Annotated in this window: 20 protein-coding genes, 1 tRNA gene and 1 pseudogene; 9 read left to right on the top strand and 13 right to left on the bottom strand. The window is 71.4% G+C overall.

Features of this window, described 5'->3' with window-relative positions; all coding sequences use genetic code 11:
- Positions 1-548, top strand: a pseudogene (locus tag SD626R_RS16680) (hypothetical protein); the annotation flags it as partial.
- 57 nt (positions 549-605) lie between these two features.
- On the opposite strand, the gene SD626R_RS03825 reads toward SD626R_RS16680, so the two are convergent.
- Positions 606-965: a hypothetical protein gene (locus tag SD626R_RS03825; protein WP_141651420.1), complete on the bottom strand. Its 360-nt coding sequence runs from the start codon at positions 963-965 to the stop codon at positions 606-608.
- A 319-nt stretch (positions 966-1,284) separates the two neighbouring features.
- Between SD626R_RS03825 and SD626R_RS03820 the strand changes: the two genes are divergently transcribed.
- Positions 1,285-1,357: transfer RNA gene (locus SD626R_RS03820), tRNA-Gln, on the top strand.
- Between the two features lie 239 nt (positions 1,358-1,596).
- A complete protein-coding gene (locus tag SD626R_RS03815; RefSeq protein WP_092563717.1) occupies positions 1,597-2,067 on the top strand; it encodes a hypothetical protein in 471 nt (156 codons plus the stop codon).
- Positions 2,068-2,153: 86 nt separating this feature from the next.
- Here the strand turns inward: SD626R_RS03815 and SD626R_RS03810 are convergent, their stop codons facing one another.
- From SD626R_RS03810 to SD626R_RS03800, 3 genes are all read right to left on the bottom strand, one after another.
- Positions 2,154-3,209: an actin-like salactin gene (locus tag SD626R_RS03810; protein WP_092563714.1), complete on the bottom strand. Its 1,056-nt coding sequence runs from the start codon at positions 3,207-3,209 to the stop codon at positions 2,154-2,156.
- Positions 3,210-3,211: 2 nt separating this feature from the next.
- A complete protein-coding gene (locus SD626R_RS03805) occupies positions 3,212-3,709 on the bottom strand; it encodes a FlaD/FlaE family flagellar protein (RefSeq protein ID WP_092563711.1) in 498 nt (165 codons plus the stop codon).
- A 129-nt stretch (positions 3,710-3,838) separates the two neighbouring features.
- Positions 3,839-4,342, bottom strand: coding sequence for a DUF7575 domain-containing protein (locus SD626R_RS03800; protein WP_092563708.1), 504 nt, complete (start codon positions 4,340-4,342; stop codon positions 3,839-3,841).
- A 123-nt stretch (positions 4,343-4,465) separates the two neighbouring features.
- Here SD626R_RS03800 and SD626R_RS03795 point away from each other — a divergent pair, with 123 nt between their 5' ends.
- The 5 genes from SD626R_RS03795 (at position 4,466) to SD626R_RS03775 (ending at position 10,362) form a co-directional block, all read left to right on the top strand.
- Positions 4,466-5,401 (top strand): pantoate kinase, encoded by a 936-nt coding sequence (locus SD626R_RS03795; protein WP_092563705.1) that lies wholly within the window; start codon positions 4,466-4,468, stop codon positions 5,399-5,401.
- Positions 5,402-5,842: 441 nt separating this feature from the next.
- The gene (locus SD626R_RS03790) at positions 5,843-6,145 is read left to right on the top strand and encodes a DUF7091 family protein (protein WP_092563702.1); all 303 of its coding nucleotides are present in this window, start codon (positions 5,843-5,845) and stop codon (positions 6,143-6,145) included.
- A gap of 86 nt (positions 6,146-6,231) precedes the next feature.
- A complete protein-coding gene (locus tag SD626R_RS03785) occupies positions 6,232-7,440 on the top strand; it encodes a hypothetical protein (protein ID WP_092563699.1) in 1,209 nt (402 codons plus the stop codon).
- A 130-nt stretch (positions 7,441-7,570) separates the two neighbouring features.
- Positions 7,571-9,478: an ABC transporter substrate-binding protein gene (locus SD626R_RS03780; protein ID WP_092563696.1), complete on the top strand. Its 1,908-nt coding sequence runs from the start codon at positions 7,571-7,573 to the stop codon at positions 9,476-9,478.
- On the top strand, positions 9,475-10,362 hold the full coding sequence (locus tag SD626R_RS03775) for a phosphatase PAP2 family protein (protein WP_092563693.1): 888 nt from the start codon (positions 9,475-9,477) through the stop codon (positions 10,360-10,362). Before SD626R_RS03780 ends, SD626R_RS03775 begins: the two co-directional genes overlap by 4 nt.
- A gap of 1 nt (position 10,363) precedes the next feature.
- Here the strand turns inward: SD626R_RS03775 and SD626R_RS03770 are convergent, their stop codons facing one another.
- A complete protein-coding gene (locus SD626R_RS03770; protein WP_092563690.1) occupies positions 10,364-11,035 on the bottom strand; it encodes a DsbA family oxidoreductase in 672 nt (223 codons plus the stop codon).
- An 85-nt stretch (positions 11,036-11,120) separates the two neighbouring features.
- On the opposite strand from SD626R_RS03770, the gene thiD reads away from it, so the two are divergent.
- Complete coding sequence (gene thiD, locus SD626R_RS03765; protein ID WP_092563687.1) at positions 11,121-11,987, top strand: bifunctional hydroxymethylpyrimidine kinase/phosphomethylpyrimidine kinase; 867 nt, start codon at positions 11,121-11,123, stop codon at positions 11,985-11,987.
- An 18-nt stretch (positions 11,988-12,005) separates the two neighbouring features.
- Here thiD and SD626R_RS03760 read toward each other — a convergent pair whose 3' ends face one another.
- From SD626R_RS03760 to SD626R_RS03730, 8 genes are all read right to left on the bottom strand, one after another.
- Entirely contained in the window at positions 12,006-12,818 is an 813-nt protein-coding gene (locus tag SD626R_RS03760) for a ZIP family metal transporter (protein WP_092563684.1), read from the bottom strand.
- A 74-nt stretch (positions 12,819-12,892) separates the two neighbouring features.
- On the bottom strand, positions 12,893-13,039 hold the full coding sequence (locus tag SD626R_RS16675) for a hypothetical protein (RefSeq protein WP_158298363.1): 147 nt from the start codon (positions 13,037-13,039) through the stop codon (positions 12,893-12,895).
- Positions 13,036-13,899 (bottom strand): membrane-attack complex/perforin family protein, encoded by an 864-nt coding sequence (locus SD626R_RS03755; RefSeq protein ID WP_092563681.1) that lies wholly within the window; start codon positions 13,897-13,899, stop codon positions 13,036-13,038. Before SD626R_RS03755 ends, SD626R_RS16675 begins: the two co-directional genes overlap by 4 nt.
- Positions 13,899-14,945 (bottom strand): signal peptidase I, encoded by a 1,047-nt coding sequence (locus tag SD626R_RS03750; RefSeq protein WP_092563678.1) that lies wholly within the window; start codon positions 14,943-14,945, stop codon positions 13,899-13,901. The genes SD626R_RS03755 and SD626R_RS03750 overlap by 1 nt, the downstream gene beginning before the upstream one ends.
- Complete coding sequence (locus tag SD626R_RS03745; RefSeq protein ID WP_092563675.1) at positions 14,945-15,997, bottom strand: DUF7467 domain-containing protein; 1,053 nt, start codon at positions 15,995-15,997, stop codon at positions 14,945-14,947. Before SD626R_RS03745 ends, SD626R_RS03750 begins: the two co-directional genes overlap by 1 nt.
- Positions 15,994-16,782 (bottom strand): hypothetical protein, encoded by a 789-nt coding sequence (locus SD626R_RS03740; RefSeq protein WP_092563672.1) that lies wholly within the window; start codon positions 16,780-16,782, stop codon positions 15,994-15,996. The genes SD626R_RS03745 and SD626R_RS03740 overlap by 4 nt, the downstream gene beginning before the upstream one ends.
- 216 nt (positions 16,783-16,998) lie before the next feature.
- Positions 16,999-18,708: a SipW-dependent-type signal peptide-containing protein gene (locus SD626R_RS03735; RefSeq protein WP_092563669.1), complete on the bottom strand. Its 1,710-nt coding sequence runs from the start codon at positions 18,706-18,708 to the stop codon at positions 16,999-17,001.
- Positions 18,709-18,835: 127 nt separating this feature from the next.
- On the bottom strand, positions 18,836-19,983 hold a 1,148-nt coding region (locus SD626R_RS03730; protein ID WP_092563666.1), incomplete at its 5' end, for a hypothetical protein.

Here is a 19,983-nt window from a genome sequence, read left to right as displayed (position 1 = left end):
GCTTCACGGACCGCATCACCGACGACATCACGCGTCTCAACCGCCGGGTCGAACGCCTCGACGAGGCGGTCGACGGCGACGCTCTCGGTCGGCGTCTCGACGCCGTCGAACAGGCGCTCGACGAGTTCGATTCGACACACGACGAGTTCGAGGCGTGGGTGGACCGCGAGTTCGACGAGATCGAAGCGCTGTTCGAGCGGTTGATCGACCTGACCGACGACCTCGACGACCGCCTCAGCGACGTCGAGCGGTCGACCGACACCGTCGAAGAGATAGCGTCCGCGCGTCGCGGCCTCGCCGAGCTACGCCGCGAGGCGATCGACCACGGGATCGATCGGGGGACCTGCGCCCACTGCGAGTCGTCCGTCGACCTCTCGATGCTCACCGATCCCGTCTGTCCCGCCTGTGGTCGCTCGTTCACCGACCTCGCGCCCGGCCGCTGGTGGAACCCGTTCTCGACCGCGACGCTTCACACCGGAGCGGACACGCAGGACGCGGTCGCCGACGCCGATCCGACCCACCCCCGAGATATCGTCGACGGACGCTGAACCGCCGGTACGCCGCCGTCTCGTGGCGCGCTCTCCTCGGCTCTGCGCTACGCGGCGTCAGACCAGTTCGGCGGTCCGCAGCCCCGCGACGATCACCGTGGCGTTGTACACGGAGACGACGGCGAACACCGCCGACGGGAGCCCGTAGCCGGCCAGTCGGACGAGCGGGGCGAGGTGGCCGTCACGGCGACGGAGCGAGACGGCGACGGCGGCGGCTTCGGTGATAACGGTGATCCCGACGACGATACCGAACGAGCTGACGATCAGCCCGGTGTCGACGCCGACACGCGCCATCACCGCGCTCGCGACGGGGTTGGCCTCGTACACCGCCGGGACGAATCGAAGGCCGACGCCGGTGGTGAGCGCGTCCGCCAGCTTCGTCGCCGTCAACAGCGCGATCCCGGACAGACAGAGCACGCTGCGGCCGAACCGACGATCATCCGCCGGGTGACCGGCCCCGCGGCCCCGCACCGCGGCGCGCGGCTCGACCGACCGGGTGGGACTCGAACGCGCCCGACGTCTCTCGGACCCCGCGCGGCGACCGACACCGGTCGCCTCGTCGCGCGGCCGTCGATCAGTCCCCTGTTTCGACATCTCACTCGACACGTTTAGTTTCAACTCACATAACTGTGTGCCATGGTATCATGAACAGAGTGACAAGCCAGCGAAAAACAACCTCGTGTACCAGTCAGCGAAAAGTAACCTACTTGAGTGCGGACGGGCAATCTCCCATCGCAGTCCCGTGGTGTAGTGGCCAATCATAATGGCCTTTGGAGCCATTGACGGCGGTTCGAATCCGCCCGGGACTATTCCGTGCGGACGGCGTGAGCACGAACAGTCCCAACGCCGGATTCGAAGCAGGGAACGGAACGAAGCGGAGTGACCGCGGTTCGAATCCGCCCGGGACTACTTTTCGGGAACGACGTGACCAGGGACAGTCACAACGCGGAGTCGAGTCCGGACGCCGAACGGTTCGACCCCACTGAGCGAGACGCCGGTCGCCTCCGCCATGTATGTCATTTTTTACCATGCAGTTCGTGGGGTGGATATGGATCCGAGCCAGTACCGCGACGCGGTCGCTGCGAACCGGCGCAAACACGGCTTCGACGCGGTCGACGACGAGACGAACGGGTTCGGCCCGATGTGGGAGACACGCGACGACGACGCGTCCATCGGCGACGTCGTCGTACTGGCGACGGTCGTCGACGATTCCGACCTCGATAAGCGAGCGATCACCGCGCGGACGGACGAGTTCCGAGACGTGCTCATCGACCGTATCGACGGGCAGCCGGGGCCGACGACGCCGCTCGGCTACGTCGTGTTCCCGGTGGCCGACCCCGACCCGTCGATCGTCGACGCCGCGCAGTCCTACACCGTCGCGCGACGGCGAACGAACGTGTTCCCGCTGGTGTACGACTGCGCGAGCGAACGGCTCCACCGACACGAGGTCCCGCGGCTGAAGGGCCGGGGGATCTACCGCCGGCAGGCGGACGACGCGGGGCGGCTGTTCGACGTCTGACCCCGCAGACCGCGGCGACGTCTCCGGAGCGTGCCGGCGGCGGCTAACGGTCTATCGCTCGCATCGAAAATCCGATCGCGGCGGTCTCAGATCAGCCGCTCGGCGATCCGGCCGGCGCCCTCGGCGGCGGCGGTCGCGGGGTCGTCCGGGGAGACGACCTCGACGTCGCGGTCGAGTTCGGCCGAGAGCCGCTCCTCGAACTCTTCGGTGAGGCCGGGGATACAGGCCATCCCGCCGGTGGCGGCGATCGGGCGGCCCAGCGCGAGCTGGTACGGCTTCATGTGGTCGTTCGCGAGCTCCGGGAGGAACTCGTTGGCGACGACGTCGACCGCCTCGTCGATGTACCGGTCCACGGGCTCGCGCACGCCGCGGTCGACGGTGAACTCGTGGCTCCCGCCGCCGGGCTGCTGGATCACGTCGGTGAACGGCTCGAAGTCGTACACGTCGGCGTGCTCCTCCTTGTACTCCCGGGCGGTCGTGCGGTCGATGTGGACCCGGCCCTGGCTCTCCTCCTCGACGGCGGCGACGATCCGGCGGTCGACCTCGTTGCCCGTCACCGAGCCGGTCGAGAACGGCGAGAGCTGCTCGCCGCGCCGGTAAGCGCACGCCTCCAGCGTCGTCGACCCCATGTTGATGGAGACGAACACCTCGTCGATGGCGGTGAGGTCGTCGCCGTACGCGGGGATCGCCCCGCACAGCGACTCGGGGTAGCTCCGCGTCTCGGCCTGGCCGATCGAGGAGCCCTCGATCACCGATCGGAGGTTCTCCACGCCCGCTTCGTTGTCGATGGTGGGGACCGCGTAGACGACCGCGCTGTCCTCGGGGACGTCGTGGGCGTCCACGAGCGCCTCGAAGAAGCGCTCCGCGTCGGCGACGCTCTCGTCGTCCTCCGGCAGCCCCGATCGGAGCATGAAGCGCACCGTGTCGGGGTACTCGATCGCGGCCTCGTGGCCGAACAGCGCCTTCTCCTCGCCCGTGATGGCGTCCTCGTACGTCGCCAGACACGTCAGCGTCGAGTGTCGCTCGCGGCCGCCCCGCCCGTCGGGGAGGTCGAGCACCGTCCGGGTGCTGCCGAGTTTCACGCCCACCGCTTCGGGGCCGTTTGTACCGTTGATTTCCGTGGATTCGTCGTCGTCGCTCATTGTTAATCACTCGCACACGAAGCGATCCGGACGATGGAGACGAGGCTGATCCGATGGTCCGCGGGCGTGAAGGGGCGGTCCCGCCGCGGGGCGTCGAACCCCTCCAGCCGACGCGTCAGCGCGTCGACCGCGTCGGGGGCGACCCAGCCGAGTTCGTCGTAGTACGACAGCGCGTCGCGGCTCCGCAGGTGGCCGCCGACGTCGACGAGGTAGCCGAGCCACTCGCCGACCTCGCGTTCCGCGTCCGGTGAGGCCGGGATCGCCCGCAAGTACGGGCGGTCCTCGGCGTCGGCGGGGGTCGACCCGTCGCCGGACAGCCGCAGCCCTCGCTGACGCTGGAGCAGCTCGGTGAACGCGGCCGAGCGGGCGGCCTGCTCCGCTCGGTTCCGGTTCGGCTGACGAAGCGACCGCTCCCGAGGCGCTTCGTCGGCGCCGTCCCGCGGTGCTCCCGCGATCCGGCGCAGCTCCCGTACGTCGTATTGCCGTGGATTCAGACTCATGTTCCGTCCGTCGTTCGCGTCCGTACCCCCACCGTCACCGTCGGGATATATGATAGTTCCTCCGCAGTTATCACCGATGAGAAACTAACGCCGCGCCCCGGGCCGTCGATTTCCCGAGCACTCCCCTCCTCACTCGGCGTCGGCCCACGGGAGCGGCTCCGTACACCAGTGACAGAAGTCGAGTTCGGCGTCGGTCTCCTTCCCGCAGCTCGGGCACTCCACCCGGGCGGCCTCGCCGTCGTCGCCGGTGAGCTCGCCGACCGGCGAGGCCACGGCGCCGCCGTCGTCGTCCGCGCTCGCGGCGCGGCGTCGGACCGCCTCGGCGGTCGCGTCGACGCGCTTCCGCTCGGCGACGTCCGCCCGGCCGACGACGAAGGCGTCGATCGACGACAGCACGGTGAGGAGGGCGACCGGGAGCGCGACCTCGGTCGGCAGCGCGGCGGCGGTCTCGAACGGCGACGCGGCCGACCCGCCCGGATCGATGTCGTAGAGGGTGAGGAGGGCGACGCCGCCGCCGACGACCGTGACGTGCCACAGCAGCGCCCGCCCCCAGCGACGCAGGACGAGGTGCCCGAGTCCCGGGAACGCCAGCGCCAGGACGGCGGCGAGGACGGGGCGCAACTGGTCTCGCATACGCCCCGGATTCGAGTGGGGGGTATTTACCGGCTACGGTGTCGGCGGTCCCCGGTCGCGGACGCCAACGCCCCTCCGTCGCGGATAACAACGGTTAATCGACGCGCGGTCCTCCGGGCCGCCATGAGCAGGCAGCGGGCGACCGCGTTCGTCCCCGGGCACGTCACCGCCTTCTTCAGCGCGCACCCGGCCGAGCGCCCCGCGGCCGCCGGGTCGCGCGGGGCCGGCCTGACCCTCACCGACGGGGTGACGGTCCGGGTGTCGACGACGGGGGCCGACGGTTCGGGACGCGACGACCCCGCGAGCGACGGCGCCTCCGGATCCCGCGCGATCGACGGCGAACCGGGGAGGATCGGCGCCGTCGAGGACGCGCTCGCGGCGCTGGGAGCCGGCGGGAGCACGGGCGAGGGCGACGGGCGACCGGTCGACGTCGCGGTCGAATCCGACCTCCCGATCGGCGCCGGCTTCGGCGTCTCCGGCGCCGCCGCGCTCGGCGCGGCCCTCGCGGCGAACGACCTCCTCGACCGCGGGCGCTCCGAGAACGAGCTGGTCCGGATCGCCCACGAGGCGGAGGTCGGTCGCGGCACCGGTCTCGGTGACGTGGTCGCGCAGGCCCGCGGCGGGGTCCCGATCCGACTGGAGCCCGGCGCGCCGGGGGTCGGCGAGCTCGACGGCGTGCCGGCCACCGCCCGCGTCGAGTACGTGACCTTCGGCGAGCTGTCGACCGAGGCGGTGTTGGGCGGCGACACGGACGCGCTCTCTGCGGCCGGCGAGGACGCGCTCGACCGGCTCCGCGCGGACCCGCGGCTCCCGACCCTGATGGACGCGGCCCGCGAGTTCGCCCGCGAGGCCGACCTCCTCGTCCCCGAGGTCGCCGAGGCGATCGCGGCGGTCGACGCTGCCGGCGATTCGAGCGAGGGATCCGACGGCCCCGGAGCCGCCATGGCGATGCTCGGCCGCACCGCCTTCGCGCTCGGCACCGGGCTCTCCGACGCGGGCTACGACCCCGAGATCTGTCGGATCGACGCCGTAGGCGCGCGGCTCGTCGATCAGCGGTGAAGGCCTTCTGCGGTGGCGCGTGCCTGCGAGGCCGCCTCGCGGCCGAGTAGCACGCGCGAGGGACGCCGTGAGCGAGAGGGCGACCGCAGGGAGCCCCGAGCGAGCGGCGAGGCTGGGGAGGTGTGAGGTGCTGTGCGGTGCGGTCGGGTGGGACTCAAAGGGGCAGCCGCGAGGCGGGCGCAGGCGACGTAAGGACCGCAAGGAGCGAGCAACGCGAGCGACTGAGGACCGCAACGAGCGTGCGCCCGCCTCGCGGCTGGGGCTTTGGAGGTGTTTTCGGAACCACTGACCGCGAAAACGTGTGACCGAGCGACTGGAGCGTCGGAGGTGTTCACCGCGACGGCAACGACCGATAAACGTCAGACACCGGGTCCACCACTCACAGACCAGTAAGCCGCGTACCGCCAACGGACCTATATCCCGCGCGCCGGTACGACGCCTATGGACGACCGACTCGAACGCGTCATCCGCCAGCAGCTCCGCGAGGCGGGCAAGCAGTTCGAGGAGGCGAAGCGGGCGTACGCCGAGGCGAAGGACGACCCCGACGGCGACGCCGCGGGAGCCGACCGGTACGACCTCCCGACCGACGAGGACGGGCGCGCTCGGATCGTCTGCCGGCGGCACGCGGAGCGGCGGGCGGTCGCCGTCGACGCCGAGGGGCGCCCCTCGTGTTTCGACGCCGGCCACCCCGACTGCGAGGGCTGCGCCGAGGACGTTCGCGACGGGGTCGTCGAGACCTGGTAAGGACCGGTTCGGCGGGCGCACCGTCGAGCGGGGTGGCCCCGTCGACCACCCGAAGGCGTTTTTAGACGGGCGTTCTCGGAGCGGCCATGAGGCGAGTGACGGTCGCCGTCGGGCTCCTCCTCGTCGTCGGCGTCGGGCTGGCGCTCTCCGGCGCCCTCGCCGGGCCGTCGGCGGAGGGACCGCCCGCGGGGGAGCCGTCGGCGGCGACGGTCCCCGAGGAGTCGCTCATCGCGGTCGACGGCGACTACCGGCTGTGGCCGTATACGAGCCGGAGCCGGTCGGTCGAGGGGCGGACGCTCGCGATCAACGTCGTGGTCCGCGCCGACGCGGCGGCGACGCGGACGGCGATCGAGAGCCGGACGGCCGGCGACTGGGAGGAGACCGACGGGACCGAGGCGGCGACGACCGCTGACGCCGAGCGGGTGCGGGCGTTCGTCGAGCGCGACTGGGCCGACGCCCGTAGCTCGACGCGGTACGGCTACGTTGAGGGGCCTGGGGGCGGGACGTGGCTGACGGAGATGTTCGAGCTCCACGACGGGACGTACCTCGGGGTGCGCGACCACCTCCGGGCGTACGAGTCGCCCGACGGCGCGTACACCGCGATCCAGGCCCACGAGGAGTACTACGACTGGTTCCGGCTGCGCCACACGGTGCCCGGAATCGACGACCCGGCGGTCCGGCTGGAAGACGAGTTCATCCGCGGGGCGGTCGACGCCGAAGTCAGCCGCGAGTACCGCGGCATCGAGGGCGGGTGGAGCGACGGCTGGATCTCGGTGATCGAGCTGGCGTCGCTCGCGACCGTCGCCGGCGCCCTGCTCCGGCGCCGGACCCGGGCGGCCGCCGTCGACCTCGCGCGACGGAGCCGCCGAGAGGCGGTACGACACGCGGACGCGGCGCTGCTCGGGGCCGCGCTCGGCGCGGTCGTCGTCGGCGTTCGGGCGACCGGGGTCGGGCTCGAACTCGCGTACCCGACCGTGCCGCCGAAGGCGATCGCCGGGCCGCTGTACCTCGTCCTCGCCGTCGGGCTGCCGGCGCTCGTCGTCGCCCGGTCGCGCGAGTGCGACCCGGCCGCGGTCGCACTCGCGGTCGTCGTCGGGGTCGGTGCGGGGTTCGTCATCGACTTCGCCGCGCTCGGGGTCGCGGTGCCGCCCGCGCTCGTCGTCCATCGGGTCGCGCTGCTGGCGGCGCTCGGCGCGGTCGCCGCCGGACGCGCCGCCGACGACCGTCCCGTCCTCGGTGCGGGACTCTCCGCGTGGGCGGTCGGGCTGGCGCTCCCGATCGCGGGGGTGATCTGAGGCGGTCGGTACCGAAGTCGCGGAGGCGGTCGATACCGGAATCGCGGCCGAATCCGTCGGGTCGCCCGCGCGGTGCAGCGCGAGGACACCACAGAAGAGATATACATCGGCGCCGAAACGATACGGAGGAATGAACGGGCACGTCAGCCGGCGAACGGCGCTCGCGGGGATCGGTCTGGGGGCCCTGAGCGCCGGCTGTCTGGGCCGAACCCGCAACATCGCGGGACGCGACGGGTCCTCCCAACTCACGCTGCGGATCGACGCGGCGCCGGCCGACAGCGACCCGAACGCGATCCGGATCGCCAGCCACCTCGCCGAGAACATGAACGCGGTGGGGATCGACGCCCGGATCAACACCCTCGGACGGACCGACCTCTGGCGGAAGGTGTTGATCAACCGGGACTTCGACGTGTACGTCGGCCAGTTCCTGGAGCACGAACCGTTCGACCCGGACGCGATGTACGCGTTCACCCACTCGCGGTTCGTCGCCGAGTCGGGGCGGCAAAACCCGTTCGGGTTCGCCGACCTCAACGGCGTGGACGAGCGGCTCGAACGCCAGCGCCGCGCCGAGGGCGACGCGCGGGCCGACGCCGTGACCGACCTCCAGCGCTCGCTGTGCGAGCTCCAGCCGTTCACGGTCGTCGCGTTCCCGGACCCGCTCACCGCGGTCCGCGGGGACCGGTTCGCGGGGTGGACGAACCGGCGGCCGATCTCCGCTACCGGGCTGCTCGGGCTGGAACGCGCGGGGATGACCGACGGCGCCGCCGAGAACGGTTCGACCGCCGACGGGAGCGGCGGGAACGCGACCCTCGACGACGCGGACGGCGGCGACGAAACCATCGACGACGCGGAGGGCGGGGACGGCGCCGCCGTCCTCCGGCTCGTGACGACCGACGCCAGCATCACGGAGAACTGGAACCCGATCGCGGCCGAGTACCGGCGGGAGGGGACGTTCACCGCGCTGCTGTACGACCAACTCGCGCTGGCGGACGGCGACGAGGTCGTCCCGTGGCTCTGCTCGGGGTGGGAGCGCGACGGCGACGGGACCGTGACCGTCGCGCTGCGCGACGCGCGGTGGCACGACGGGGAGCCGGTGACCGCCGGGGACGTGGCGTTCACGTACGAGTTCCTCCGGGACACCTCGATGGAGACGCTGGAGAGCGCGGTGCCGACGCCCCGGTTCCGCGGCCGGAGCTCGGTCGTCCGATCCGCGAGGGCGGTCGACGACGCGACGGTGGAACTCGCGGTCGGCGACGTCAACGACGCGGTCGCGGCGCGCGCCCTGCGGGTGCCGATCCTGCCGGAGCACGTCTGGGCGGACCGGACCGACCCTGCGACGATCGCCGGCTTCGAGTTCGACGCGGAGACGACCGAGGCGGTGGTGACGAACAACGAGGACCCGGTCGGCAGCGGGCCGATACGCTTCGTCGAGGCGACGCCCGAGGAGTCCGTCACCTTCGAGCGGAACCCGGACCACTTCCTCGTTCGCGCGGGCGAGGGGGAACCGTCGTCGGATCCGGCCGCCGGGGTCCCGGAGCGGTTCCGCGGGAAGCCGGCGTTCGACCGGCTGGAGGTCAGGGTGATGTCGTCCGACATCGCCGCGGTGCAGGCCGTCGGCGACGGGCTCGCGGACGCGACGGTATCGAATATCGGACCGGACGCCGTCCCGCGGATCGGCCGCGAGGCCGACGCGCGGCTCGTCACCGGACGGGCGGGCGGCTTCTACCACGTCGGGTACAACGCCCGACGGGCGCCGCTGTCGAACCCGCGGTTCAGGGCCGCCCTCGCGTCGCTGGTCGACAAGAGTGCCCTCGTCGACGACGCGTTCAACGGGTACGCGGAGCCGGCGGCGTCGCCGCTGGCGACCTCGCCCGAGTGGGTGCCGAGCGACCTCTCGTGGGACGGTCGGGAGACGGACCCGGTGTACCCGTTCGTCGGCGACGGCGGATCGCTCGACGTCGAGGCGGCCAGGGAGCTGTTCCGCGACGCGGGGTATCGGTTCGGCGACGAGGGGCGACTCCTTTCGAGGGGAGAATGAGCTGGCTGCCGTCGGTGATCGGGTCCGTCGCGCTGTGGACCGGCGGGGCGCTGCTCGTCGCGGCCGCGACGGTCATCGGCCCGGACAGGCTGCGCGGGCTCCGGGGAGATCTCGTCTGGCGCCTGCGGCGCTCGCGGCGCGCGCTCGCCGCGCTGGGGGTCGTGCTGGTCGCGAGCGCGGTCGGCCGGAGCTCGCTCCAGGTCGTCTCGCGGCTGTGGGGGCTCCAGCTGACGGGCCTGATCTACGCGATCGAAGGCGAGTTCGTCGGCCGGCTGCAGGCGACGTTCGTCACCCCCGAGCTGACGGCGTACTTCTCCGGCATATACGTGTACGGCTACGCGTTCCTGCTGTCGTTTCCGTTCCTCGCGTACCTCGCGCTCCCGCGGACGGAGCCGCTGCGGCGGCTGCTCGTCGCGTACGCGCTCAACTACGCGATCGGGCTCGTGATCTACACGGTCGTGTTCGCCCACGGACCGCGGAACCTGAACGTCGCGACGTCCCTGCTTTTCACCCACAATCCGGAGTTCACCGCGCTGACGAGCGAGATAAATAAGCCGACGAACGTCTTCCCCTCGCTCCACACGTCGCTCTCCGCGACCGTCGCGGCGTTCGCCGTCCTGACGCGGGACGAGTACCCGCGGTGGACGCCGCTCGCCCTGTGGATCTCGGCGTCGGTGGTGATCGCGACGATGTACCTCGGGATCCACTGGCTGATCGACGTGATCGGCGGGATCCTCCTCGCGCTCGGCTCCGTCTTCCTCTCGTACCGGATCGTCGGTTCGGACGGCGACGCGGGCGGCGGGAGCGAGGACGACGCGGGCGGCGAGAGCGAGGACGACGCGGGCGTCGACATCGACGGCGACGGCGTCGCCGGCGACGCCTAGCTCAGGCGCCCTCGACCAGCCGTTCGAGCTGCTCCGGCGGCACCGCGCCGCGGGCGGCGTGACCGTCGAAGGCGAACGTCGGCACGCCGGTGATCCCGCGCTGCCGCGCCGCGTCGAACATGTCCGTCACGCGCTCGCGGAGGTCGTCGTCGCCGAGCGCGGCGTCGACGGTATCGACGTCGAGCCCCTCGACGTCTCCCGCGATGTCGACGAGCACCTCGCGGTCGCCGATGTCCCGACCGTCCCGCCATAACGCCGCGAACACCGCGTCGTCGAAGGCGGGCCACGCCTCGGGAGCGGTCTCCTTCACGCGGACGGAGACGAGCTGTGCGGGCAGCGAGTCCACGTCGGTCGCGATCTCCTGGGCCATCTCGACGCCGTACTGCTCCTGCAGCCGGCGGACGTTCTCCCTGGCCTGCGCGTAGTAGTCTTCGCCCTTCCCGTCGTCGGCCTCGTGGTCGATGCTGCCGTCGGGGTTGCGCTTGCCCGCCCGGAGGTCGAACGGGTGCCAGTCGACCGCGAGCGGCTCCTCGCGCGTCGCCTGATACTCGGCGAGCGACCGCCGGCCGAGGTAGCAGAACGGGCAGACGTAGTCGGAGTAGACGGTGATCGATTCCGGCGCGTCGCCGGCGGACTCGCCGCCGGCCGCGTCGTCGGAGTGAGCGTTCGACATACCCCCGGTTCGACGGCGAGCGGCAAAGGCCGTTCGGCGGCGGCGATCGCCACGACTTAGTACAACTGAGTGGTACCATCAAAACATGACACGCGAGCGCGAGCCCGTCACCCCGCCCGTCGCGCTGACGGTCGCCGGCAGCGACAGCGGCGGCGGGGCGGGGATCCAGGCGGACCTGAAAGCGATGACGACCCACGGCGTCTTCGGGACCGCGGTCGTGACGGCCACGACGGCGCAGAACACCCGCGGCGTCGAGGACGTCCACGCCGTCCCGGCCGACCACGTGGCGAGCCAGTACGACGCCGTGACCGAGGACTTCGACGTCGGCGCGGTCAAGACGGGCATGCTCGCCACGGCGGACATCGTCGAGACCGCGGCCGGGCTGCTCGCCCGGTCGCCAGCCCCGGTCGTCGTCGATCCGGTGATGGTCGCCGCGACCGGCGACCGCCTGCTCTCGCCCGCGGCCGAGGAGGCCTACGAGGGGCTGATCGAACGCGCGACGCTCGTCACTCCCAACGCCGACGAGGCGGCGGTCCTCGTCGACGACCCGGTCGAGACGCCGGCGGACGCCGCGGCGGCCGGCCGGGAGCTCGTCGCCTGCGGCGCCGACGCGGCCCTCGTGAAGGGCGGCCACCTCGACGAGGGCGGCGATCGCGTCGTCGACACGCTCGTGGTCGGGGACGCGCACGGGGAAGGGAGGGACGACGGCGACGACGGGGAGCCCGAGCCGACCGTCGTCCGCTTCGAGAACCCCCGCGTGGCGACCGACGCGACCCACGGCTCCGGCTGCGCGCTGTCGAGCGCGATCGCGGCGCGGCTGGCGCGCGGCGAACCCCTGCGCGAGGCGGTCGAGAGCGCGGTCGGCGAGATGGAGACCGCGATCCGCCGCGGCTACGACGTCGGCGAGGGTCCCGGCGCGGTGAACCCGACCGCGTTCGACGGCGGGGCGTGAGGGGGAACGGGGACGCGGTCAGACGAACGCGAGCGGGGTCATCAGCGCGACGCCGAGCGCCATGCCGCCCGCGAGCATCGGCTTCCCGCCGCGGGGGAGGTCGGCGCCCGCCGCCAGCGCCTCCGGGACGAACTCGGTCGCGACGAGGTAGATCATCGCGCCGGCCGCGAACCCGAAGCCGTACGGGAGGAACGCCCGGGCGTACCGGACGAAGGCGAAGGCGATCACCGCGCCGACCGGCTGCGGGAGGCTGGAGAACACCGCCCACCAGACCATCTTCCACTTCGAGACGCCCATCGCCCGCAGCGGGATCGAGATGGCGGTCCCCTCGGGGACGTTGTGGATCGAGATGGCGAGCGTCATGAACACGGCGAGCAGCGGGACCGTGAACCCGAACAGCGCGGTGCCGCCTTCCAGACCGAGGTCCGCGAAGGAGACGCCGACCGCGATCCCTTCCGGGAAGCTGTGGACCGTCAGCACGCCGAGGATCAGGACGAGCTTCTTGAAGTCGGCCTCCTCGTACTCCTTGGGATCGATCTCGGCGTCCAACAGCACGTCGTGCGCGACGACGACGAGGACGACGCCCGCGAGCATCCCGATCCCGATCTCGGCCGGCGTCCCTTCGGCGAGCCCCTCCTGAACGAGTCCGAACAGCGATGCCGAGAGCATGATCCCGGAGGAGAACCCCCACAGCGCCACGTTCCCGCGGTCGCTGATGGAGTCGAAAATGAAGAACGGGAGCGCGCCGATCCCGGTCGCGAGCGCCGTGATCAACCCCGCGACGAAGACGAAGGCGAACGCGTCGAGGGCGGCGGCGTCGGGGCCGAGCATACGTTCGTCGTTCGCGGAGCGCGGCGATAAACGCGACGGGCGGAACCACCGACCGGGAACGGGAGGCCGCCGCCCTAACTGAGTGCGCGGACGAGACCGAGGAGGACCCCGAGGAGGAACAGCGCGAAAAGCAACAGGATGACCGTAAGCTTCGTCCCGGGAGACAGCAGGCGGTTGGTGGCCTGCTCTGGAGGGAGCGGCGGTCGAAGTGACAGCGTCACGGGATTGTCACCGCGGCGAGCGAGCCCGTCGACCCGCCCGGCTGGGCGGCGGGGTCGTCGTTGGGCCCGTCAGACGAGGGGTCGTCCTCGGCGTCCCCGGCGTCCGCGGGAGCGTCGTCGGTGTCGCTGTCGGCGTCACCGCCGCCGGCGGGAGCGGTGCCGTCGGCCGCGCTGTCGTCGCCGTCGGCGTCATCGCCGTCAGGGGAATCGTCGTCGGGAGCGTCCGACGGCGAGGGCGCGGGTTCGGCGGTCGTCGCCGACTCCGGCTCCGAATCGGGATCAGTCGGTTCCGGACCGGAGTCGATCGGTTCTGACTCGGAGTCAGTCGGTTCCGGACCAGAGTCAGTGGATTCGCCGTCCGGCGATTCCGAGTCCGACGATCCCGCATCTGCCATGTCCGAATCGGTCGGTTTCGGCTCGGAGTCGGGCGATTCGGGATCGTTTCCGTCGACCTCCGTGTCAGGCGAGTCGGACTCGGAGTCTGCCGAGTCGGCGTCGTCGCCGGAGGACTTCGACTCGGTACCGACGGCCGTCTCGTCACCGACTGGGTCTGGCCCGTTCGGTCCCGTATCCGACCCGTTCGCCGACGTATCTGACCCGTTCGCCGACGGATTGTCTGTCGGCGATCGCAGCGCGACCGGATCGGGTCCGCCGGTCTCCGACGGGGTCCCGGTGAGACCGATCTCTCCGAGTTCCTCGGTCGTCGAGACGTTCTCCGGTTCGAACTCCTGCGCCTCGAACGTCACCGTCACGTCGGCCTCGGACGAGAACACCGCGAGGGTGTACCCGCCGCCGAACGCGACGCTCCACACCAGCAGCGCGGCGACGACCGCGACGGCGACGCCGCGGGGGGCGGCCATCACTCCGCCTCCCCGGCGCCGTCGGTTTGCGCCGGACCGACCGCCGAGCCGTCCGGTGCCGTCGGGAGCGACCCGTCCGGGGGGTCGTCGGCCGCCACCGTCTCGCCGTCGGGCGACGCGGGGGTCGTCGGCGGTTCCGCGGTCGCGCGGTCGAGCACGCCGCTCGCCGGGACCCAGGTCGCGAGTCCGCCGAGCAGGACCGTCGTCGCGGCGACCGCGACGGCGATCGTCGCGGCCGTCTGGAGCTCGATCGCGACGTAGATCGCGTAAGGCGCGAAGACGGCGAGCATCGCGACGGCACCGCCGACCGCGTCGACCGACACGCCGCCGGCGTCGGTCGCCGACGCCGCGGTCGTCGCTCCCGCCTCAGACTCGGCCTGTGCCGGCGGTTCGGTCGCGGTCTCGGGGGGGAGCGCCGGCTCACACTCGGCGGTCGACGTCGCGTCGGCGGGCGAGTTCGCGTCGACGAACGCGTCCGTCTCCGCGGCCGAATCCGCGTCGGCGACGGCCGCCGCGTCCGGGGCGCCGCCGTTTCGCGAGCGGACGACCGACAGCAGCTCGGACGCCGCGAGCAGCCCGAACGGCAGGACGACCAAGGCGACGAACCCCGCCCGCGTGCCGGCGAACTGGATCACGTACCCGATGTACGGGATCGTGAAGACCACGACGCCGACGAGGTTCGACCCGGGAACGAGCCCGGGGTCGGGCCCTTCGTTGGCGTCGCCCATCGTCTCGAAGGCGAGGGCGCCGCCCTCGTCGACGACGTCGATCACACGGTGCGTCACGGGCACCTCGCTCGTGCCGCGCATGAACGTGATCACGTCGCCAGCGGCGACCGCGGCCGGGTCGCGCTCGGCGACGATCACGACATCGCCGGGGGCGATCGACGGTGTCATGCTCGCGGTGAGCACGACGAAGCTCTCGTCGGCGCCGACGACCTCGGGGGCCGCGAACACCGCGAACGGGGCCACGAGGGCGATCAGCACGACGATTCCGAGTACGTTCGCCGCGCGTTTCGTCCGTGGTGATGTGAGTAGTTGTGTCATCAGTTCTCTTCCGTGCCGCACAGCGGCTCGCCGGTCGTGGTCATCGCCGCGACGACCTCGAAGTCGCCGTAGACGTCGCCAGGTCTGAGAGGCACCGAACAGCTCGTGTGGATATTGGTCTCGGTGTCCTTATCGCGTGACTCGCCGCCGTCGGAATCGAGGTAGATGTTCGGCCCGATCCAGCCTGGGGTGTTCGTCCCGGCGTCCGCACCGTCGAGGGCGAACTCCTCGTTCGGCCGGACCGTGACGTCGAATATCGTCGTCGGGGGGTTGTTGCCGTTTCCCCTTCCGTTCCCCCCTCCGCCGCCGCCGGCGGCTCGGACGATCAGCGGGTCAAGCGTCTCGTCGCCGAGGTAGCGAAGCGTGATCCCACCGATTTTGGTGCCGTTGTCGTTCTCGCAGGGGACACACTCGTTCTCCTCACAGACCCGCCCGGCGAAGGGGTTCGACCCCCCCGCCTCGTCTTCGGAGACGTGGCGGCACTGCTCGGCGTACAGCCCGAGCGAGAGCGAAGCGGTGTTTCCGGACAGCGAGTCGGGCGCGTCGGCCGGAAGCTCCGCGACGACCTCGACCGTGATGCCGTCGTCGGGACCGAGGCAGTCGTCGTCGATCCGCTCGCCGTCGACGAGCTTTGCGACGGCGGCAGCGAGCGGACCGAGTCCGCCCGTCACCGAGCGTCCGTCGACGAGGACGTCGACTGCGAGGGCGTCGGCGAAGTCGCCGTCGGCCGCGGGACACTCCGCCGCGAGCCAGACTCGGGCGGGGTTGGTCCGGACGCCGACCCGAAACGAGTCGGAGCCCCGCTCGTCCGGGCCGCGTCCGATACCGGAGACGTCGACCGTCACGCGACCGTCGGTGAGCTCGTCGTCGACGGTCAGCTCGACCGAGCCGGCACCGAGGCCGTTGCCGGGGAACGAGTCGCGGTCGGAGAGGAACGCGCCGGTGCCGATCCCGCTCGCCATGCCGACGGCCCCGACGCTCCCGATCCCGGCGAGCAGCCGGCGGCGGCTCAGTCCGCTCGGTCGCCGTCCGGCGTCGTCTCCGGGGGTCATCGTCCCACCTCGGTGGCGTCGCCGCCGGTCGAGGCGCTCATCGCGAAGGGGTTCCCCTCGGCCGAGCAGTCGGCGGCGGCGAACCGCACGTCGAAGTCGACGGCGCCGCCCTGTCCGGCGTTACCGCCCTCCCCGTCGAACTTCCAGGTAAAGGTCAGACAGCGGCGCTCCTCGGTCGTGAGACAGCCGTTCCCGAGCAGCGTGGGATCGAGTTCGATCCCCGTCGCCACCGGGTCGGCGTTGAGTTCCGCGAGCGTGCCGGCGGCGATCAGCTCGCCGTAGCCGGCGAAGTCGCTCTCGGCGCCCGCGCACGCGCCGACCCCGAGGAGACCGGTGTCGTACCGGACCTCCAGCCGGATGCGGTCGGCGAGCGCGCGGTCAACCGCGCTCACGTCGGGGCCGTCGAGGGCCGGGCCGATCCTCAGCCACACCCGGACGCCGTCGGGCGCCGCGCCCGCGGGGTCCTCCAAGCGGAGGCCCACGCTCGCGGTCCCGGTGTCGTGGGGCAGGGCGTCGTCGACGTCGACGAGACGGATTCCGGCCGCCTCGACGTCGTCTTCGGCGTCGGTCGGACTCGCATCGACGACCGTCCCGTTCTCCGTCCGCCGCCAGCCGACGAGCAGGTCCCACGGCCGATCCGTCTGCGCGTAGGTGTAGTCCGTATACTCACCCCAGCTGTCCGTCCCCGTCGACCGTCCGGAGGCGGCACCGAGGGTCGCGAAGCCGACGGCTCCGGCGCCTGCGAGTGCCTCCCGCCGCGTAAGTCCTGATTCCTTCTGTGTCATTGTGTGTCGTCGCGGCTCCGGACGGCCGTGTCGTCGATACGCTCCCTCGTCTCACCCCTCTCTACCACTACCGTGCCCGTATGTATGCGCGTCATACCCGACCGGTCCGATGGCCGTACCCAACGGTACGGACACCGTACGCCACCGCGGTCGCCCGATCGGTTCCACCGTCGATCGGCTTCGACCGTCACGTCGCGATGGGTCCGAAACCCCCGATCAGGCCGACAGCGACGGCCCGGCGCCGTCGTTGTGGCGCGCCTGTTCGGTGTAGAAGCCCAGATCGAAGGCGAGCGTGTCGCCTTGGACCTCGTTACCCACGCCGATCGGGAGCTCCCACGAGAGCGCGACGCAGTGCATCACGCCGTCGCCGCGGAACGGGTCGCGGTTCGCGTCGTCGGGGGCGTCCCCGAGCTCGTCGTACGGCGTCGACCGGTTCCCGTCGAGCGGCACGCCGTTGCCGTCGGCGAGCGCCGCGAGGACGTTGCCGAGCGAGTCCTCCATGATCTTCTTCTCCTGTGCGGTCTGTGCCGCGAGGTTACCGAACACCGTCGGGATGTTGAGCGGGTCGTCGACGTCGTTGAAGTACGCCGGGTCACCGCCCGCGCCGCCGGCCGGGCCGGCCATCGCCTGGAGCGTGCTCGCGCTGCCGTCGACGTTGATCGTGTACACGTTGGTCGCGGGGGTCGGCGACGCCGCCCGCGCGTCGGCCGCCGCGCCCGTCGGCGAGGAGAACGACGTGCTGCCGGTCCCGTTGAACGACTCGCCGTCGGAGAGGACGATGTTCCGGTACTCGACCCCGGAGCGTCCGTTCGCGTCGAGCTCGGCCTGCGCGTCGTCGACGCCCTCCCCGATGTAGGTGCCCGTCGCGATGCCGCCCGCGTTCGCGAACGGGTCCGGATCGCCGTCGCCGTCGCTCGGCGACGAGGGGCTGGTGCCGGTCACCACGTCCGCGAGCTTCTGCCGGAGCCCGTCGAGCGCGCCGTCGACCGTCGAGAGGTCGCTCGTCAGGCCCTGAAGGATCCCCGTCCGCGGCACGGAGTCGTCGCTCCCCTCGCCGTCGAAGTACGCCACGCCGACCTGAACGTCCGACCCCTGCGACTGGAGGTAGCTGACGAACTGGCGGGTGCCGAGCTCGACGAGGTCGATCTTCGTCGTCTCGCCGTAGGTGGTCCCGCCGACGGTGACGTCGTCCTCGCTGACGAGGCCGCCGTACTCCTCGTACAGCATCGAGCCCGAGAAGTCGAGCGTCAGCATGATGTCGACCGGCTCCGCGCCGTCGTACACGTTGTCGCAGTCCTCGTCGTACCAGAGCGTCGCCTGGATCGCGTCGCCGAGGTCGCCGAGGTTGTCCGGGTCGACGAGCATCTCGGGCTCGGTGGCCGTGCCGCCGTCGTCGTCCACTCTGTCCGCCTGCATCCAGATGTAGCCGGGGTTATCACAGAGGTGCAGCGAGAAGGTGATCTCGCCGGAGTCGCCGGGCTTCACGTCGGAGAACTGGACGAGCGTCTGCATCTCCTCGCCCGTGACGGGGTCCGTACCGAAGTCCGCCTCCGACAGCGGCGGGATGGTCTCGCAGTCCAGGATCGGGAGGTTCGCCCCGTTGCTGTCCTCGTCGTCCTCGTCCGGGTAGTCGCTGTAGCTGAACACCTCGCCGTCGATCTCGACGGACTGCTCGCCGTCGCCGTCGTGGTCGGGGTGCGCGCTGACGAACTGGTGGCCCTCGCCGAAGTCGTACGTCTGCTGCCAGTCGACGAGCAGGTCGAGCTGGCCCGCAGTGAGCGTGTTGCCGTCGAACGACTCGGTGTCGTTGAAGTACGCCGTCGTGCCGAGGCCCGCGCCCGCGGAGGCCACGCCGACCGCCCCGAGGCCGGCCAACACGGTTCGCCGCGACAGTCCGATGCTGTCGATATTGTCTTTGTCTGCCATGATTGTGAATCCCCGAAGGGAGTCCCACCGACGGAGTCGAACCGTCGTCCCGGCCGCCCGCAGGGGTCCGGAATGGGTGGTGGTCAGTCGGACGGGCGCCGTCGCGCCCGCCGCGTCACGCGCCGATTTAGACGTTGATGACCCCCGACGCGTCGGTCACGGTGTCGATGGCCGCCCGGCCGTCGTTCGAGCTGTTCGGCGTTCCAACGCCCTCGCCGCCGTCACCGGCGTACACCTCCTTGACGACGAACTGGGTCGGAACGCTCGACAGCGACGGCAGCGCGCTCGTCCAGTCGATGACGAACGTGTAGGTCAGCTGGTCGCCGCTCTCGACGGCAACGAAGCCGGGCACGTCTTCCGACGCGGTGTCGGTGCGGTTGTTGTTCCCGCCCGTGCCGATATTCCGCCGGATGTACCCGCCGGCGCCGCTCGCGCCGCTCGTACTGTTCGCGACCCCGCCGACGCGGGCGCCGGCGTTTGCGCCGCCGTAGCCGAGCCGGAAGTCGTCGTTCGGACTCTCGCCGAGACCGTCCGTGTCGACGTCGAAGTTCGCCTCGACGACGTAGGAGTTCGGATTGTTCGGCCACTCGCCGAGACCGGAGTTCCCGCCGCCGTACACGTCGCCGTCCAGCTCCACCTGTACGACCGTCGTCGGGCCGCTGCTCACCCGCGCGGTGATCCAGCTCCCCTCCGCGTCGCCCTGTCCGTCACCGTCGCGGTCGACGCCGGGACCGGAGTCGGTGGTCAGGACGGTGTCGAACTCGACGCAGGGGTTGTGGGTCCCGTCGTTGTGGCGAGCCTGGACCGCGTAGAACTCGAAGTCGAAGGCGACCGAGTCCGTCTGAATCTCGTTTTCGACGCTCGTCGGCACCTCCCAAGTGAAGCAGACGCACTGCTCGTCGACGTTCGGTTCGCCGTCGGTGAACGGCTCGGTGACGCCATCGAAGGTGGGGCGATCCGCGAGCGACGCGTTCGCGTCGCCGTCGCCGGACAGCGGGACGCCGGCCCGGAGCGCGAGCATGACCTCCGCCAGGGAGCCGGAGACGATCTCGTCGCCGATTTCGTTGCCCCCCTCGCCGTCGTCGGTACAGTACGAGACGGTCACCTGCATCGCGTCGGCGAGCTCGCCCACGTCGGGCGTGTCGTCGTCGTCCATCTCGGGCTCGGACTGCCCGTTCTCCGCGTTCGCGGTCAGCTCGCCGCACATCCACATATACGCTGGGTTGTCGACGATCGAGAAGCAGAACTCGCCCTCGCCGGAGTCGCCGGGCTTCA

Origin of the sequence: Halorubrum sp. SD626R, assembly GCF_001261915.1 — an archaeon.
GTDB lineage: Archaea > Halobacteriota > Halobacteria > Halobacteriales > Haloferacaceae > Halorubrum.
Note: the sequence above shows the minus strand (reverse complement) of the source record. Positions and strands in the feature narration are given on the sequence as shown.

What these genes read in the sequence shown, in the direction of transcription:
- SD626R_RS03815 (WP_092563717.1), top strand. Translation starts at nt 1,597, where the DNA reads ATGGATCCGAGCCAGTACCGCGACGCGGTCGCTGCGAACCGGCGCAAA.
- SD626R_RS03810 (WP_092563714.1), bottom strand. Translation starts at nt 3,209, where the DNA reads ATGAGCGACGACGACGAATCCACGGAAATCAACGGTACAAACGGCCCC.
- SD626R_RS03805 (WP_092563711.1), bottom strand. Translation starts at nt 3,709, where the DNA reads ATGAGTCTGAATCCACGGCAATACGACGTACGGGAGCTGCGCCGGATC.
- SD626R_RS03800 (WP_092563708.1), bottom strand. Translation starts at nt 4,342, where the DNA reads ATGCGAGACCAGTTGCGCCCCGTCCTCGCCGCCGTCCTGGCGCTGGCG.
- SD626R_RS03795 (WP_092563705.1), top strand. Translation starts at nt 4,466, where the DNA reads ATGAGCAGGCAGCGGGCGACCGCGTTCGTCCCCGGGCACGTCACCGCC.
- SD626R_RS03790 (WP_092563702.1), top strand. Translation starts at nt 5,843, where the DNA reads ATGGACGACCGACTCGAACGCGTCATCCGCCAGCAGCTCCGCGAGGCG.
- SD626R_RS03785 (WP_092563699.1), top strand. Translation starts at nt 6,232, where the DNA reads ATGAGGCGAGTGACGGTCGCCGTCGGGCTCCTCCTCGTCGTCGGCGTC.
- SD626R_RS03780 (WP_092563696.1), top strand. Translation starts at nt 7,571, where the DNA reads ATGAACGGGCACGTCAGCCGGCGAACGGCGCTCGCGGGGATCGGTCTG.
- SD626R_RS03775 (WP_092563693.1), top strand. Translation starts at nt 9,475, where the DNA reads ATGAGCTGGCTGCCGTCGGTGATCGGGTCCGTCGCGCTGTGGACCGGC.
- SD626R_RS03770 (WP_092563690.1), bottom strand. Translation starts at nt 11,035, where the DNA reads ATGTCGAACGCTCACTCCGACGACGCGGCCGGCGGCGAGTCCGCCGGC.
- thiD (WP_092563687.1), top strand. Translation starts at nt 11,121, where the DNA reads ATGACACGCGAGCGCGAGCCCGTCACCCCGCCCGTCGCGCTGACGGTC.
- SD626R_RS03760 (WP_092563684.1), bottom strand. Translation starts at nt 12,818, where the DNA reads ATGCTCGGCCCCGACGCCGCCGCCCTCGACGCGTTCGCCTTCGTCTTC.
- SD626R_RS03755 (WP_092563681.1), bottom strand. Translation starts at nt 13,899, where the DNA reads ATGGCCGCCCCCCGCGGCGTCGCCGTCGCGGTCGTCGCCGCGCTGCTG.
- SD626R_RS03750 (WP_092563678.1), bottom strand. Translation starts at nt 14,945, where the DNA reads ATGACACAACTACTCACATCACCACGGACGAAACGCGCGGCGAACGTA.
- SD626R_RS03745 (WP_092563675.1), bottom strand. Translation starts at nt 15,997, where the DNA reads ATGACCCCCGGAGACGACGCCGGACGGCGACCGAGCGGACTGAGCCGC.
- SD626R_RS03740 (WP_092563672.1), bottom strand. Translation starts at nt 16,782, where the DNA reads ATGACACAGAAGGAATCAGGACTTACGCGGCGGGAGGCACTCGCAGGC.
- SD626R_RS03735 (WP_092563669.1), bottom strand. Translation starts at nt 18,708, where the DNA reads ATGGCAGACAAAGACAATATCGACAGCATCGGACTGTCGCGGCGAACC.